This is a genomic window from Litoribacter ruber, assembly GCF_018500185.1.
In the GTDB taxonomy this organism is placed as follows: domain Bacteria; phylum Bacteroidota; class Bacteroidia; order Cytophagales; family Cyclobacteriaceae; genus Litoribacter; species Litoribacter ruber.
On record NZ_JAHBGI010000018.1, the window covers coordinates 1 to 16,385 of the forward strand.

The following is a 16,385-nucleotide window of genomic DNA, read 5'->3' on the forward strand; positions in this document are numbered from 1 at the left end:
TCGGGATCGCAATGACGCGGGGTCTCTCGAAAATCACGAGAGCTGGAAGGTTTGATTTGCGTTTCAGATTGCTTCTCCCGACTTGTTTTCTGGGAGAACAGGATAGTCGGGATCGCAATGACGCGGGGTCTCTCGAAAATCACGAGAGCTGGACGGTTTGATTTGCGTTTCAGATTGCTTCTCCCGACTTGTTTTCTGGGAGAACAGGATAGTCGGGATCGCAATGACGCGGGGTTAACTTAGTTCTACCTCGTCCTTCGGATTTCGTACTTCGTACTTCCCCTTCGTCTTGGCTCTCAGAAAGGCGCCGGAGAAAGAAACCAGGGCAGTGATAGCGAAGAAGAGGAGACTGAAACTGACGCCGATTCCCTTGTCAAGGGCCAAGACTTGGTAACTTGCGATAAAGACCATCTCACGTACGCCTATGCCGCCGAAAGTAATCGGTACAATGGTGGCAATAGAGGCCAGCATGAATAGGGCCTGGTATTCAAGAATTTGGTTTTCCACTCCCAAGCTCCTCAGAAGAAAATAAGTACAGACCAGCTGCATGTTTTGCGTCAAAAGGGAGAGGGCTGAGGTTTTGTAGAGGTTCTTGTGATACCCGGGGAAAAGCTTTTTGGTGATGATGATATAGCCCGGATAGGCTAGAATGAGCAGAATCAGGGCGTAAACTTCAAATTCGTTGAAAATCATCCGGATGGAACTGATATAGGAAAGCACCAGGGCCAGAAACAATAGGGCTACCAGACCGCTGATGCGATCAAAAAGCACCGAGCTAACCAGTTTTTTGACGGGCTTTTGGCTTTCCTTGTTCAGGAGGTAAACCTTGTATCCGTCCCCGCCTACTCCGCCGGGAAGGTAGAGGTTGTGGAACATGCCGATCAGGTAAAGGCGGAAGTTGTAGATATGGGAAAGGTGCACGTCGATTTCCCGGAAGAAGTATCGCAGTCTGACCGCGGAGACGACTTTGGAAAGCACAAAGAAGAGCAGCGCCAGGAGCAGGTACCCCGGATGGGCCTTGGTGATGGCCACCGCCACCTCGCCCAGATCCACCTTGGTGGACACCAGCCACATGGCCAGCCCCGTCACGGCCAGCTTGACTATCAGCTTCAATTTGTTCTTTACCTGTTCACTCACCTTTATTTGCTTCTTTTTCTCAATTTTGGTCGTGGGCAAAGTTATACTTTTTACCGTGTTTTTACTTCATTCATTATTCATCATTCTCAATTCTCCATTCATCATTCTCCATTCTCAATTCTTAATTTCAACCCGTGGCTGCCCTTAGCCATGTTCGTACTTCTAACTTCGTACTTACGAATGGGTACAAAGTACTAGGTACCAAGTACAAAGTACACCGCAGCAGGACAATACGTTTTGCGGGGAAGATTGGGGGCTTTTCTGTGATTCACCGTTCTTGTTTTCGTATCCCTCCTTCGGAGCTTCGCTCCTCAGATGGGGTATCAGTTTAACGAGAATTTACTTCATCATTCCCGCCCCGGCGGGCAAGCATCATTCTCCATTCTCAATTCTTAATTCTTAATTCTTAATTTCAACCCGTGGCTGCCCTTAGCCATGTTCGTACTTCTAACTTCGTACTTACGAATGGGTACCAAGTACTAGGTACCAAGTACCAAGTACACCGCAGGACAATACGCTTTGCGGGGAAGATTGGGGGCTTTTCTGTTATTCACCGTTCTTGTTTTCGTATCCCTCCTTCGGAGCTTCGCTCCTCAGATGGGGTATCAGTTTAACGAGAATTTACTTCATCATTCCCGCCCCGGCGGGCAAGCATCATTCTCCATTCTCAATTCTTAATTCTTAATTCTTAATTTCAACCCGTGGCTGCCCTTAGCCATGTTCGTACTTCTAACTTCGTACTTACGAATGGGTACCAAGTACTAGGTACCAAGTACCAAGTACACCGCAGGACAATACGCTTTGCGGGGAAGATTGGGGGCTTTTCTGTTATTCACCGTTCTTGTTTTCGTATCCCTCCTTCGGAGCTTCGCTCCTCAGATGGGGTATCAGTTTAACGAGAATTTACTTCATCATTCCCGCCCCGGCGGGCAAGCATCATTCTCCATTCTCAATTCTTAATTCTTAATTCTTAATTTCAACCCGTGGCTGCCCTTAGCCATGTTCGTACTTCTAACTTCGTACTTACGAATGGGTACCAAGTACTAGGTACCAAGTACCAAGTACACCGCAGGACAATACGCTTTGCGGGGAAGATTGGGGGCTTTTCTGTTATTCACCGTTCTTGTTTTCGTATCCCTCCTTCGGAGCTTCGCTCCTCAGATGGGGTATCTATTAACTCCGCAGTTTAGAAGGTTATTTCCCGATCATCCCTGCGGGGATCGGGAGGTTTAGGGGTTTAGCGCGAGGCGACGCAACACCACATACAACCTTTCAGGTCTTCCTGATTTTTTCATCGGACCTGAAAGGTTTTTACCGTGGATTATTCATCATTTAATTCCGTGACTGACCCGATGCTGTTGTTGTACTGTACTTGGTACCTGGTACTTTGTACTTAGTACCCAAATTCCTTAGCCCAATTTTTGATACATATGCTTAAAGAACTCAATATGAAAAGCATGATTGGTGTATTTATGTTATTGGCAGCAGTGGGCTGCACGGAGACTCCCGTGCCGGAGGGGGAGGAGAGGATGGAACTGAATTATACTTTTGAACAGGACATGGAGGGTTGGCAGGGCGGCTTTTCCGACCTGCCTACCGAGGGACAGGATATCTATGAACTCGATTACGGCCACCGACCGCTTCCCGAGGAAACGGGCCAGCAGGGTAATGCCCTCTTCATTCAGGGGCACAACAGGAGCGATGACCTTTTCATGTTTTTCAAACGCCAAATCAACGGCCTCCAGCCCAACACCCAATATGAGGTGAGCTTTGAAATCGAACTCGCCAGCCAGTATCCCGAGGAGTCTTTCGGAATTGGGGGCAGTCCAGGCGGATCGGTCTTCCTCAAGGCCGGGGCGGTAAACTATGAGCCCCTCGCCGAACCCGATGCCGACGGTTACCTCCAGATGAATCTCGACAAAGGCAACCAGGCCGCCGATGGCGCGGATATGTACGACATGGGGACGGTTGGCATAGAAGGGGAGGAGTTTGCCTACACCCTCATCTCCCGCCAAAACATCAACCGCCCTTTGCGTGTCTATACGGACGATCAAGGTTCCCTATGGCTTATTTTTGGTACTGATTCTGGGTTTGAAGGCCTCACGGAGCTGTATTATAATTCCGTTAAGGTGAATGTGAAAAAGTGAGGATTAAGGTGAGGGTGTCCGCGCCCAGCAGGAGCTTACCTGCGTAAGTGCGGCGTGCCCGCCTGCCCAGGCAAGGCCGGCAGGGTTGTCCGTCCCGAGTTCGCTCCGCTCACCGGGACTGGTTGTCTCTTCCGCTTCGCGGAATCAGTTGTCATTGTTGTCATTGTTCTATCTATTTTCAGTCACGGGTGGGTTGAAAGTACCTTAACGGAAACATTTACGAGCATCTTTGCAAAGCTGCGCTTAGCAAAGGACCTTCGGCAGAACCGAGAATTACTTACGTTAATCCTTACCGATAGCACAGCCGTGATTGTTGTCGTTAATGGACTTTCAGCTGTTCCCGTTAAGCTGCTCTCAGTAATGAACGTGGCTGACCTGACACGGAACAATGACAACCACGACAACGGTCCCGGACCTGCGTAGCAGGGCCACGGGACGGACAACCATGACAACCACGTAACAACTTACGTACAACCACGTTGCTAAAGTACGAAATGACGAAGTACGAAATACGAAGTGAGAAACCGCTGTGATCGCCGCGCCTTCGTTGCGGCGTGGCGTGAAATCTTATCCGAAAAATTCCCTGAAACTGGTGAGGCTAAGTCCTGCGATATTGGTTAATTTTGGATATGAGTTCATCAAACCTAATCCCTGACTTGGAAAAACTCGCTGCCCGCATGCAGGGGGAGCTGAAATTCGATTCCCTTTCCAAGACCCTTTACGCCACCGACGCCTCCGTTTACCGCGAAATCCCTTTGGCCGTGGCATTTCCACAGACCGAACAGGACATACAGCTCCTGATCGATTTTGCGAATGCTTGCCAGACCTCCCTCATTCCCCGCACGGCAGGAACATCCCTGGCCGGACAATGCGTGGGCAACGGGATAGTGGTGGATGTCTCCAAGCATTTCACCCAAATCCTCGAGTTCAACGCCGAGGAAAAATGGATACGCGTGCAGCCTGGCGTGGTGAGGGATGAACTCAACCGCTTTCTCAAGCCTTACGGACTGTTTTTTAGCCCCGTCACTTCCACAGCCAACCGGGCTATGATCGGGGGCATGGTGGGAAACAATTCCTCCGGGACAACTTCCATCGTATATGGCACCACCAGGGAAAAAGTGCTCGAGCTCAAGGTGCTATTAAGTGATGGCAAACCTACTGTATTTGGGCAGCTGGATAAGAAAGCATTTGATGAAAAGTGTACCCTGACCGGTTTGGAGGGGGACCTTTACAGACAGGTCAAAAAGGAACTTTCAGATCCAAAGAACCAGGAGAATATCCATAAGCATTTCCCCAAAAAATCCATCCACCGCAGAAATACAGGCTATGCCCTGGACTATTTGGTGGAGTCGGAGGTGTTTGCCGACTCCGGGCAGCCGTTCAATTTTTGTAAATTGCTGACCGGATCGGAGGGGACTCTCGCTTTTACCACCGAGATCAAGATCAGTCTGGATCCGCTTCCCGAACCTGTGGACATTGTGGTTGCCGCCCATTTTGAGAGCATACACCAGAGTATGAAGGCCTCCCAAGTGGCCATGAAGCATCCGGCCATGGCGGTGGAACTGATGGATAAAATCATTTTGGACTGCACCAAGGAGAGCATTGAGTACAGCAAAAACCGCTATTTCGTAGAGGGCGATCCCATGGCCCTGCTGATGATAGAGTTTAGGGGGCAGAGTCTGGAAGAGGCCCTGGGCAAGGGAAAGGCCTTGGTCGATGACCTGAAGGCAGCTGGACTCGGATATGCCTATCCTATTATCGAGCCGGACCGAACGGCCAGCGCTTGGTCTTTGAGAAGTGCGGGCCTAGGCCTGCTGGCCAATATCCCAGGAGACAGAAAAGCGGTGGCCTGTGTGGAGGATACCGCCGTGGATATCGTGGACCTTGCGGATTACATTGACGAATTTGACCGCACCATGGAAACCTTCCAGCAGGAGCCTGTGCATTATGCCCATGCCGGGGCGGGGGAAATACACCTGCGGCCCATATTGGACCTGAAAAAGAAAGGGGATAGGGAGGAGTTTTACAAGATATCAAAAGCATCAGCTGAGCTGGTCAAAAAATACAACGGATCCCTTTCCGGGGAACATGGGGATGGGCGCGTAAGGGCGCCATTCATTCCCATGATGGTAGGAGAGGCCAATTATCAGCTTTTCCGAAGGGTAAAATCCACCTGGGATCCGAAAAACATTTTCAATCCCGGCAAGATCGTGGACGCTGCTCCCATGAATACCTTTTTGAGGTATGAAGAAGATATGGAAACCCCTGTGCATAAGACCGAACTGGATTTCAGCCAGGTAGGGGGCATCCTTCGCATGGCCGAAAAATGCAACGGGTCTGGGGACTGCCGCAAGCTACCTGCTTCAGGTGGCACCATGTGCCCGAGTTACCAGGCCACCCGCAACGAGAAGGACACCACCAGGGGCCGGGCCAATACTTTGCGCGAGTTCTTGACCAAGGATACCCAGCCAAATCCTTTTGACCATCCGGAAATAAAAGAAGCCTTAGACCTCTGCCTTTCCTGCAAGGGCTGCACCGCTGAGTGCCCTTCCAACGTGGACATGGCCTCCATGAAGGCTGAATTCCTGCATCAATACCATAAAACCCACGGTGTTCCGCTCAGGTCAAAAGCCTTTGCCAATATTGCCACCTTAAATGATTTGGGAGGAAAGATGGCCGGGCTGTCCAATTTTTTCTTGGGCAATAAAATTACAGGGAAGGCCCTGAAGACTATTTTAGGGGTGGCCGAAAAGAGGGAACTGCCTGCGATCAGCAAGGTGAGTTTGAGGGCATGGTTTAAGAAGAATTATGATTCCCTGCCGGGAAAAGCGAAGGCCATCAAGACGGTTTACCTCTTTGCCGATGAATTTACCAACTACAACGATACGGAGATAGGGATCAAGGCCGTGCAACTGCTTAAGAAACTTGGTTATGAGATAGTCTTGCCCGAGCATGAAGAAAGCGGGCGGTCTGCCCTGTCGAAAGGGCTGTTGGACAAAGCCAAAAAGCATGCGGAAGCCAATGTGAGGGTATTTGGACCCTTGGTGGACGGGGAGCATCCCTTGATCGGGATTGAGCCTTCAGCGATTTTGAGTTTCAGGGATGAATATCCCCGCTTGGTGGACAAAAGCCTGGTGGAGGATGCCAAAAAACTGAAGTTCCATACCCTGATGCTGGACGAGTTCATTGGCCGTGAGATAGTGGCCGGCAACATCAAGACGGAAGATTTCACCTCCGAGCCCAAGACCATCAAGCTTCACGGGCATTGCCACCAGAAAGCACTTTCTGCCGTGAGTTGGAGCCACAAACTGTTATCCCTGCCGGAGAATTATGTGGTGGAAACCATTCCTTCGGGCTGTTGCGGGATGGCCGGATCTTTTGGCTATGAGAAGGAGCATTACGAATTGAGCATGCAGATTGGGGAGATGGTCCTTTTCCCTGCCGTAAGGGAAGCCACAGAGGAGACCATCATCGCCGCCCCTGGCACCAGCTGCCGGCATCAAATCGCCGACGGCACGGGAAGGAAGGCGTTGCATCCTGTGGAGGTGTTGTGGGAGGCGTATAGGGGGTGATTTGGTAAGTACGAGGCACGAAGTTGGAAGTACGAAGTTTTTGGGTCAGGGTGGGGATTTCGCTGCAAAGGACGTGAGCAATTCCCCCTTTGAAGCTACAGTCCCGAGTAGCGCAGTGGATCGGGAGGGGTTAGGGGGATGTCGGGACGAATCTTTATCCCCGTTACACATCCGAGGCTGACCCTCGGTGCGGACAACCATGACAACCACGGAATTTACCGAAGGTTGTACGTGTTTAGATTTCTCCGTTCCGCTTCGCTCCGGTATTATTGACGAGTAAAAGTTCTCGCAGCGATCGCAGCGATTATCGCAGCGCCGCCGCGAGAAATCATATCGTCATAGCATTGGGTGAGTTTGCAAAATATAGTGCCTCGAAATGACGGGAGGAGTGGTGTGATCCCTTTCCAAAAAAAAAAAGCCCCCGATTTCTCGGAGGCTTTTGGGGTTACATTCTGTGATGCGACTCGATTCCGTAATAGTGGTGGATCTCGTTGACAAACTCCGTTTGCGGACCCAATGGAGGATTGTCAGTGTCGTAGCCAGGGGCGTTTTCTAGTTTTTCCTTGTCTACATCCAAGGTGATCACGTCTTCACCGGAACTGGAAGCTCTGGTAAATGACAACGCTCTCCATGGAATGGCGAAATACTTGCTATCCATGTTCAAAAAGCCGGTGTTCACCTTCAAAACTGCATAGGCAATCTCGCCTGTCTCACTGTAAAACATCAAATGGTCAATTGACCCCACGCTTTCATCCTGAAGATTTCTTACGTCGGTGCCTACTACGTCCGAGCTGGAAACCATCACTTTTGGGTTTGGATTCGAAGTGTCCATAATTTTTTTGGTTTGTGGTTTTAAAATAGTTAAAGTTGCTATTAGAACAGCTTAACACTTTAATTGTTTAACCATTATTCAGTTCGGTCTCCGGTTTTCGGTCTTCGGTCTCCGGTCTTCCATCCGACATCGGTCATCCGACATCCGACACCCTAACATCAAAACATTTGAATCCAAAACTACCACCAAAACTTTTCGCCAACCCAACCCTCTTACTGAGCGGATCGACCTGCCTGGTTTTTCTGGTGCTTGCGGGGATTCAGCGCGATAATCTTCAGAAAATGCTGGCGGCCAGCACCGATGTGGTCCTGACTTGGTTTGGAGGGTTTTACCTTGTTTTGGGACTGCTTACGGTTCTGCTCCTGCTGGTTTTGGCCTTTTCTCCCTTCGGGAAAATCAGGTTCGGTCAGGATAAGCCCGCCTATTCCTGGTATTCCTGGATAGCCATGATGTATAGCACCGGAATGGGGGCGGGGCTGCTGCTTAGGGCGGTGCAGGAACCTGCCTTTTATTTTCAAAATCCACCCAGGGAAGGTGACTATGCTTTGGAGGTTTTCGCCCTTCAATATACCTTTTTTCACTGGGGCCTCACTCCCTGGGCATTTTATACCATGTTTGGTTTGATAGTAGGCTATCAGCTATTTTGTAAAAAGAAAACAATTTTGAGCTCTTCCATTCTGGGAGACAGATTCCAAAAACCTGTTTTCACAGCGCCCATCGACAGCGTGACGGTGATCAGCACCATGCTGGGAGTGGTGGCAGCAGTGGGGTTGGGGAGCAGGCAGGTCTTGGAGGGGTTGTCCTTTTTGGGCGGGTTTGAACCCTTCGACTCCCACTCGGCGACTTGGGTAGTATTGGCAATTGGGATAATTGCAGGGATGTCGGCCTACCTAGGCGTGAGCAAAGGCATTCGGATAATTTCCAACCTCAATATTGCCCTGGCGCTGCTGTTGATGCTTTTTACTATTTGGGTGGGCAATGTTGGCCAAATATTCCAGAACTTTTTTCTTGCCCTATATGAATACCTCATAGGTTTCTTTCCCATGAGTTTAAACCTTGGTGAATTCCAAGTGGGGAGGCCATTTCTCAAAAACTGGACTTATTTCTATTGGGCATTCTGGCTAGCCTGGGCACCGTTTACCGGGGTTTTTATAGCCAGAATCAGCAAGGGGAGGTCAATCCGTGGGTTTATTTTGGGTGCACTTTTGGTCCCTTCGCTGGGTACCTTTCTCTGGTTTTCAGTATTTGGCAGCTCCGCCTTCCGCCTTCTGGGAAGCGGGCAGCTGCAGGGGAATGAGTTTGACAGCCTTTACACGGCAATTTTCAGGTTTTTTGACTTCCTTCCCCAGGCGGAACTCACCAGCTGGTTGTCCCTTTTCCTGGTTTGCACCTTTCTGGTCACCTCGGTGGATTCGGCCATTTATGTGCTGGGCATGTTTACCGACCATGGCCGGTCCGAACCCCGAAAGTCCCTGCGGGTTTTCTGGGCCATAACCCTGGTGGCAGTGACAGTGACTGTAATCATATTAGGCAAAGATGAGCTGCTCAACGCTGTGAGCAACCTGCTGATCCTTTTCGCATTGCCCTTTAGTTTTTTGTTTCTGGGGATGATGGGGTACTTTGTGGTGAGGGGAAGATGAAGTAAGAAGCAAACAAAATTGGTCACTTGTGTTAAGTCAGTCACGGTAAGGGTACCAAGTACGAAGTACCTGGTACCAGGTATTCGCGGCAGAGGTGCACGTTTGGGAGGCACAGCCTACCTACAGGCAATGGTAGGCCTCCAATTCTATCGTCCCGAGGCACAGCCTCGAGACATCTTTTGATACCCCATCCGAAGAGCGCAGCTCAAGGGAGGGACACGGGAATAAAAACGGTTAATATTAGAAGGACCTCCAAACTACTCCGAAAAGCGCCTTGTCCTAAAAATACTTGGTACCTGGTACTTGGTACCCAAATAATAAGTACGAAATTAGAAGTACGAGGTACGAAGAATATGTCAAGCCCGCCACGGAACCTGAATGATGTAAATTCTTATAATGTTATTTCCCAATAATAAAATAGGTATTTAAAGGATCCGATTGAAATTGATAAGGGGTGATGGAGGAAAATCCGGCTTCCCTGGTGTAGTCCCTGATTCTAGTCTCGCCCCACATGGCGCCTAATCCCTCGCCACCCTGTCCAAATGATACGGGAACACAATGCATACAGCTAATGGCATAAAGCAGCTGGGCAAAGGGGTTGTCTTTATCCTGATGGAGATGACCTGAACCGTTAATATCCACCATGAGGTAAGTCCCATCCGGTTTCAGGGTTTTATAGATTCCCCTTAATACATTCATGGGGCTTTTCTGATCATGTATGGCGTCAATGCTCATGACTAAATCATACCGGTTCTCTATAGCTTCCGAATGGAATTCGGTGAGGTCCTTGCAGATAAATTCCACATTGGCCAAGCCCGATTTCTCTGCTTGGGACCTGGCCATATTAATCGCAAACTCTGTGAGGTCGATTCCGGTAAAATGGCTGTTGGTAAATTCCGAGGCCAATCGTAACAGCAAGCCGCCCGTGCCGCAACCCGCATCCAATACCGAGATCCCCTGGTGCAACTTTGCAGTCAAGTCAGGGATTGAAGGAAGGAGCTGCTGGAAAAATGTGCCGATAATTGACTGGTCCTCATCCATGGCATGATAAAATCGGTGGTATGCGTCATAGGAAATGCCGCCCCCGTTTTTCATACAATCCAGCACTTGGTCCCCATTGGCTGCCAAAGAGAAAATGAACTCGGCAAACACAGCGTAATTTTCCGGACCGGCTTTACGCGTTAAGAAGGCGGCATGTTCAGCCGGTAGCCGATAGGTTCCATTTGTGGTCTCATATTCGATGACCCCGCCAGCTACCATTGCACCCAGCCACTCCCTGACGTACCGCTCGTGTAAGTTGGCAGCTTGGGCTATTTGGGAGGAAGTGGAGGGATGGTTTTCTGCCAGGCTATCAAACAAGCCTGACCTATGCCCCAGAGATATCATCATCGTCAGGGAGGCCTTGTTGAAGGCATCCGCTAGATTTCCGGCAAACTGTTCCGCTTTTGCCGGGTCAAACTGTGCTGTAGTTTCCATGGCCGCTTAGCTTGCGTGTGAAGATTAAGATGTTTACAGTGAAAAGATATTATAATTATTTGCCTTTATAAAATTACAAAACAATACTTTAAGTAACTATATGATACCCAGTAATCTATCTAAAAATCACCGAGTCCCTATAAAATGTATGTGCAAAAAAAAGCCGCACCAAAACGGCACGGCCTTCATTCTTAAACTTTAAACCATAAACGCTCCGCAGGAGCCATAACCCATAAACCTATTTCAGTTCCTTTATCGGATTATATTCATCAATCATGACGCCATGGCGCACTTTGAATTCAACCGTGTTGGCAATTTCACGGCGGTTGAGTTTTTCAAACTGCTGGCGGCCGGCAGGGGAGGTGCCGGTGATTGCGGTGATGGCGGTGCGCAATAAGGCTTCATTCACGTCGCCAAAGGGACGGAAATGCTCATCTGCTTCATTGATTTCAATATCAGGTAGAAATCCTGTTCCGTATTCGGACTCATCCCGGCTGTTGAAGCTTTTGGAAATAGTGGGCATTAACCCCCAGTTATTGTCCTCGTTTTCCTCATCCTCAACCACAATGGATCCCACATTTTTACCATAAGTTTTGGTACCTACGATGACCACATCCATGTATGGCCTCAAACTGTTGATGATGAGTTCACTTGCTGAGGCTGTATTACCACTTGCCAATATATATACCCTATTTCCAGAAAGCTGGCTACCAATGTTCTCAGGTTTGTTTCTGAAATTGGTCTGCACATTTTGGAATTGCGGAAAGCTCATAATGAAGCTGTTATATTTTGTCTTGGAGAATACATCGCTGGATGTAACCCCTGCGCCTATTAAGCTGGCCAAGTTGACAGCACTGCTCACATACCCACCTCCGTTGTAGCGGAAATCAATGATCAGGTGGCTTATCCCTTCTGATTTGAACCTGCTGAAAATCTGATCCATTTCATCATCGTATATAGGTTGGGCGCCCTGTTGAGTTGGATTTGGGCTGGGGGCAAAGAAGTGATAGACCACATATCCGATCTTTTGGTCATTAACCGTATATACAGTGTCCATAAAGTTCGGGTTTTCGGCTACACGTGTTACCTCCATTTCAATGTCAGGCATTTGTTCGATGCTACCTGTTTCCAAATTCCTTCTTCTATAGGTAATGGTGTGCTGGCTACGCATCTCACGGATCAATTCTCCATAGTTCTGGTCCGTGATCTGGGTACCATTAATGCCTAAAATTATATCACCTCTCTTCAGGTCTTTTCCCTGTGCAGGGCTTCCTTTTTTGATATAGGAGACCACCGCAGCAACAGTTCTCTCTTCACTATTCCAATAATAGAGTTGGAATTCATAACCCGCCTCTTGGTTTACGCCGCCAAGTCCATCTTGAAGGGCACCGGCATTTTCATAAATAGCTGAAAAACGGTCGGTAGGCTTATATAGCAGGGCTTCAAAATAATCTCTGGGGTTGGCGGTCAAGCTAGTTGGCGCACGCATATTTTCCAGCCAGTAATACACCTCATCCATCACATCCTGTGTCCATTCATTGATGGCCACGTTAGGATTCCTCTCCACTGCCGGCGGATCATCATCATCCACTACCACGGGTTGTTCCTCTTCTCTACAGGAAGCCAGCAATACCAAAGCTAGCAGGGGTAGAAAAAAGAAATGCTTTAGGGTAATTGGTTTCTTTTTCATACTGAAATTTTATTGGGGTAAAGTTTAAACAGTTTAAGCTTTATTTGTATAATCCTATATCTTGCCAAACTGTTCATCGTAGGCTGAAAAATAAGAAAAAAAGTCTGAAATGCATAGAAAAAAGACAGAAGACGGGAGACGGAAGACGGGGGAATTGGTTTAGAAGGTTAATTTGCCTGCGGCAAGGTTTAGGGGTTTAGGGATGTAAAATGATGAATGTCGAATGATGAATGATGAATAATAAAGTAATACACGGTAAAACCTTCCAGCTCCAATGAAAAATCAGGAAGACCTGGAAGGTTAGATTACGTATCGCGTCGCCTCGCGCTAACCTTCTAAACCTCCCGATCCCCGCAGGGATGATCGGGAAATAACCATCTAAACTGCGGAGTTAATAGATACCCCCATCTGAGGAGCGAAGCTCCGAAGGAGGGATACGAAAGTAAAGACGGTGATTAACAGAAAAGCCTTCTATTTTCCCTGCAAAGCGCATCTGTCCTGCGGTGTACTTGGTACATGGTACCTGGTACTTGGTACCAAAAATCACAAAGAAGTACTAAGATTAAAATCCGAAGTCTTGCTATCCAATACCTGGCCCTTGTCGCATTTAAGAACACGATAGGGATGTTTCTTTAATAATTCATGATTATGGGTGGCCATCAGGATGGCGGTGCCCTGCTTGTTGATGTCCTGGAAAAGCTGGAATATGCCGTCCGCCACCTCAGGGTCGAGGTTTCCGGTGGGTTCATCGGCCAGGAGAATGTTAGGTTCGTTCAACAATGCCCTTGCGATCACGACCCGCTGCTGCTCCCCGCCGGAAAGCTGGTGGGGCATCTTGGAGGCCGCTCCGCCCAGACCAACCCGCATCAGCACCTCTGCCATCCGGGTTTTCATCTTGGCTTTGTCTTTCCAACCCGTGGCTTTCATGACAAACATGAGGTTGTCCGATACTGTTCTGTCGGTGAAAAGCTGGAAATCCTGAAAGACTATCCCGATTTTTCTGCGGAGATAGGGGATGTCCTTGGTTTTTATTTTCTCGATGTCGTATCCAGCCACCTGCGCCTGTCCCATCTGAAGGGGAAGATCGGCATACAGGGTTTTGAGTAGGGAGCTCTTCCCGCTGCCGGTGCGGCCGATGAGGAATACAAACTCGTACTTTTCAATATTAAAATTCACATCCTGCAAGATGGCATTGATTCCCTGAAAAATGCAGGCATTCTTTACGCTTACTATGGGGTCGCTGGTAAACATGCTTAAAGGTCAAGTTTTTGGAGTTTGCCAAATGGCAGATCTCTGATTAATTGTTCCAGGGCTTCTTCCTTTCCTTCCAAGCCAAACTTTTCGATGTTTTTTAAAGGCCGGTCGGCGCGGAAATACGCCACCAGCACAAAATTCTCATCCCGGATCTGGATGTAATCAGGAATCTTGGCTTTGCCTTTTACTTTAATAATATACATGGAATGAGATTAGGTGCTACAGGTTCGAAATTTAATCAAAAGGGAGTGGTATAAAAATTTTTTGTTTCAAAAAGACTCCTGCTTTACCATAGTAAGGCTTTTGAGAATTCACTTAGCCAAACATCCAGGCTGTAGAATTGTTAGAATTAATTAACCTTTAACCTACAAAATTATGGGCTTAGAACTGATTATTTTCTTCGTATTGCTCGTCCTGGCCATATTTATATGGATAGGCTATCAGAAAAAGAGAAAGATGGTCGACAAAGGTCGGCCGGATGAAAAGCTAAACAAATCCTCCAAACCCTTCAATGAAGCGGATCAGAGACGTGGGGAAGCGGATACTTAATTGATTAAAATAGTACCAGAGTAAAAGGTAAGAAGTGAGAGGTAAGAGGTCAACTTCTTACCTCTTACCTCTGACTTTTTACTTCTCACAGCCTCGAACTCCGTACTTCGTCTTATTTCCCCGCTGCTTTCGCGTGGTCAGCCAGGAATGTAGCCAACCCGGAATCAGTCAATGGGTGCTTTAACAAGCCAGTGATCACTTTTAATGGGCAGGTAACCACATCTGCGCCGACTTCGGCACATTTCACCAAGTGCATGGTGTGTCTGATGGATGCTGCCAATACTTCAGTCTCATATCCTTGAGTCTGGTAGATGTGGACAATCTGCTGGATTAATTCAAGTCCGTCATAAGAGATGTCGTCCAGTCTTCCGATAAATGGAGAAAGGTAGGTAGCTCCGGCTTTGGCTGCCAGGATAGCCTGTCCTGCGGAGAATACAAGTGTACAGTTGGTGCGGATTCCCTCGCTTTTGAAATATTTGAGTGCCTTGACACCGTCTTTGATCATTGGAACCTTCACGACGATCTTGTCGTCGATTTTTGCCAACTCCTTGCCTTCAGCAATGATCTGGTCAAATTCGGTAGCGATAACTTCCGCACTCACTTTGTCGTCCACGATATCGCAGATGGCTTTGTAGTGGTTTCTTACGTTGTCATCTCCTGTGATGCCTTCTTTGGCCATCAATGAAGGGTTGGTAGTCACGCCATCCAAAACGCCCAAGTCATAGGCTTCACGGATTTCGTCCAAATTAGCGGTGTCAATAAAGAATTTCATCTGAGAAAGGTTTTTTGTGTTAAAGGGCGTAAAGGTAAACAGATTTTGTCAGAAAAATAAGTAGGGTTTTGGCGTATTGGTTTAGGAGGTTATTTTGCCTGCAGCAAGGGGTAGGAGTTTAGGAAGATAGGATTTCGGGTCAGTCACGGAATTAAATGATGAATGGTGAATGATGAATGATGAATAATAGACGGTAAAAACCTTTCAGGTCCGATGAATAAAACATGAAGACTTGGAAGGTTAGATGGTCTCAGCCGGGCAAAATGGCTAGAAGCCAGCGTATGATGGTAGGAGTACGTTGTACTTGGTACCAAGTACTTTGTACCCATTCGTAAGAACGTAAATAGAAGTACGAGGTACGAAGTGGATTTCGGGTCAGTCACGGAATTAAATGATGACTGGTGAATGATGAATGATGAATAATTGACGGTAAAAACCTTTCAGGTCCGATGAAAAAAACAGGAAGACTTGGAAGGTTAGATGGTCTCAGCCGGGCAAAATGGCTAGAAGCCAGCGTATGATGTTAGGAGTACTTTGTACTTGGTACCTAGTACTTTGTACCCATTCGTAAGTACGAAATTAGAAGTACGAGGTACGAAGTGGATTTCGGGTCAGTCACGGAATTAAATGATGAATGGTGAATGATGAATGATGAATAATGAAATCACTTTCGGTACACTGATACCCCAGCCGAAGAGCGAAGCCCGGAGGGAGGGCAACGAAAGTAGAAATGATAGATTACACCAATTGGTCAAAATGGCTAGAAGCCAGCGTATTGATGTTAGGAGTACTTTGTACTTGGTACCTAGTACTTTGTACCCATTCGTAAGTACGTAATTAGAAGTACGAGGTACGAAGTGGATTTCGGGTCAGTCACGGAATTAAATGATGAATGGTGAATGATGAATGATGAATAATGAAGTTACTTTCGGTACACTGATACCCCAGCCGAAGAGCGAAGCTCGGAGGGAGGGCAACGAAAGTAGAAACGATAGATTACATCAATTGGTCAAAATGGCTAGAAGCCAGCGTATGATGTTAGGAGTACTTTGTACATGGTACCTAGTACTTTGTACCCATTCGTAAGTACGAATTTAGAAGTACGAGGTACGAAGGTGATTTCGGGTCAGCCACGGACTTAAATGATGAATCGTGAATGATGAATGATGAATAATGAAATCACTTTCGTTACACTGTTACCCCAGCCGTAGAGCGATGCTCGGAGGGAGGGCAACGATAGTAGAAACGATAGATTACATCATTTGGTCAAAATGGCTAGAAGCCAGCGTATAATGTTAGGAGTACTTTGTACATGG

11 protein-coding genes are annotated in these 16,385 nt (G+C 47.9%); 4 read left to right on the forward strand and 7 right to left on the reverse strand.

What is annotated here, in order from left to right:
* Positions 1-234: 234 nt before the first annotated feature.
* Positions 235-1,176, reverse strand: coding sequence for a lysylphosphatidylglycerol synthase transmembrane domain-containing protein (locus KIH41_RS16705; protein WP_214163136.1), 942 nt, complete (start codon positions 1,174-1,176; stop codon positions 235-237).
* Positions 1,177-2,567: 1,391 nt separating this feature from the next.
* On the opposite strand from KIH41_RS16705, the gene KIH41_RS16710 reads away from it, so the two are divergent.
* The gene (locus KIH41_RS16710; RefSeq protein WP_214163137.1) at positions 2,568-3,284 is read left to right on the forward strand and encodes a hypothetical protein; all 717 of its coding nucleotides are present in this window, start codon (positions 2,568-2,570) and stop codon (positions 3,282-3,284) included.
* A gap of 629 nt (positions 3,285-3,913) precedes the next feature.
* Positions 3,914-6,856: an FAD-binding and (Fe-S)-binding domain-containing protein gene (locus KIH41_RS16715; protein ID WP_214163138.1), complete on the forward strand. Its 2,943-nt coding sequence runs from the start codon at positions 3,914-3,916 to the stop codon at positions 6,854-6,856.
* A 445-nt stretch (positions 6,857-7,301) separates the two neighbouring features.
* Here the strand turns inward: KIH41_RS16715 and KIH41_RS16720 are convergent, their stop codons facing one another.
* A complete protein-coding gene (locus tag KIH41_RS16720) occupies positions 7,302-7,688 on the reverse strand; it encodes a PRC-barrel domain-containing protein (RefSeq protein WP_213946480.1) in 387 nt (128 codons plus the stop codon).
* Between the two features lie 167 nt (positions 7,689-7,855).
* Here KIH41_RS16720 and KIH41_RS16725 point away from each other — a divergent pair, with 167 nt between their 5' ends.
* Positions 7,856-9,328, forward strand: a complete 1,473-nt coding sequence (locus KIH41_RS16725; RefSeq protein ID WP_214163139.1) for a BCCT family transporter — start codon at positions 7,856-7,858, stop codon at positions 9,326-9,328.
* A gap of 399 nt (positions 9,329-9,727) precedes the next feature.
* On the opposite strand, the gene KIH41_RS16730 is transcribed toward KIH41_RS16725, so the two are convergent.
* From KIH41_RS16730 to KIH41_RS16745, 4 genes are all read right to left on the reverse strand, one after another.
* Positions 9,728-10,804 carry a class I SAM-dependent methyltransferase gene (locus tag KIH41_RS16730; RefSeq protein ID WP_214163140.1) on the reverse strand — a complete coding sequence of 359 codons (1,077 nt, stop codon included), beginning with the start codon at positions 10,802-10,804 and terminating at the stop codon, positions 9,728-9,730.
* Between the two features lie 238 nt (positions 10,805-11,042).
* A complete protein-coding gene (locus tag KIH41_RS16735; protein WP_214163141.1) occupies positions 11,043-12,494 on the reverse strand; it encodes a S41 family peptidase in 1,452 nt (483 codons plus the stop codon).
* Positions 12,495-13,037: 543 nt separating this feature from the next.
* Entirely contained in the window at positions 13,038-13,745 is a 708-nt protein-coding gene (locus KIH41_RS16740; protein ID WP_214163142.1) for a cell division ATP-binding protein FtsE, read from the reverse strand.
* A 2-nt stretch (positions 13,746-13,747) separates the two neighbouring features.
* Positions 13,748-13,951: a fructose-6-phosphate aldolase gene (locus KIH41_RS16745; RefSeq protein WP_213946486.1), complete on the reverse strand. Its 204-nt coding sequence runs from the start codon at positions 13,949-13,951 to the stop codon at positions 13,748-13,750.
* 172 nt (positions 13,952-14,123) lie between these two features.
* On the opposite strand from KIH41_RS16745, the gene KIH41_RS16750 reads away from it, so the two are divergent.
* Positions 14,124-14,297 carry a hypothetical protein gene (locus tag KIH41_RS16750; protein WP_213946487.1) on the forward strand — a complete coding sequence of 58 codons (174 nt, stop codon included), beginning with the start codon at positions 14,124-14,126 and terminating at the stop codon, positions 14,295-14,297.
* Between the two features lie 112 nt (positions 14,298-14,409).
* Here the strand turns inward: KIH41_RS16750 and fsa are convergent, their stop codons facing one another.
* Positions 14,410-15,069: a fructose-6-phosphate aldolase gene (gene fsa, locus KIH41_RS16755; protein WP_213946488.1), complete on the reverse strand. Its 660-nt coding sequence runs from the start codon at positions 15,067-15,069 to the stop codon at positions 14,410-14,412.
* Between the last annotated feature and the right edge of the window lie 1,316 nt (positions 15,070-16,385).

Bases quoted from the DNA above. Each gene is read 5' to 3' on its own strand.
- fsa (WP_213946488.1), bottom strand. From the start codon at position 15,069: ATGAAATTCTTTATTGACACCGCTAATTTGGACGAAATCCGTGAAGCC.
- KIH41_RS16745 (WP_213946486.1), bottom strand. From the start codon at position 13,951: ATGTATATTATTAAAGTAAAAGGCAAAGCCAAGATTCCTGATTACATC.
- KIH41_RS16720 (WP_213946480.1), bottom strand. From the start codon at position 7,688: ATGGACACTTCGAATCCAAACCCAAAAGTGATGGTTTCCAGCTCGGAC.
- KIH41_RS16740 (WP_214163142.1), bottom strand. From the start codon at position 13,745: ATGTTTACCAGCGACCCCATAGTAAGCGTAAAGAATGCCTGCATTTTT.
- KIH41_RS16715 (WP_214163138.1), top strand. From the start codon at position 3,914: ATGAGTTCATCAAACCTAATCCCTGACTTGGAAAAACTCGCTGCCCGC.
- KIH41_RS16750 (WP_213946487.1), top strand. From the start codon at position 14,124: ATGGGCTTAGAACTGATTATTTTCTTCGTATTGCTCGTCCTGGCCATA.
- KIH41_RS16730 (WP_214163140.1), bottom strand. From the start codon at position 10,804: ATGGAAACTACAGCACAGTTTGACCCGGCAAAAGCGGAACAGTTTGCC.
- KIH41_RS16710 (WP_214163137.1), top strand. From the start codon at position 2,568: ATGCTTAAAGAACTCAATATGAAAAGCATGATTGGTGTATTTATGTTA.
- KIH41_RS16735 (WP_214163141.1), bottom strand. From the start codon at position 12,494: ATGAAAAAGAAACCAATTACCCTAAAGCATTTCTTTTTTCTACCCCTG.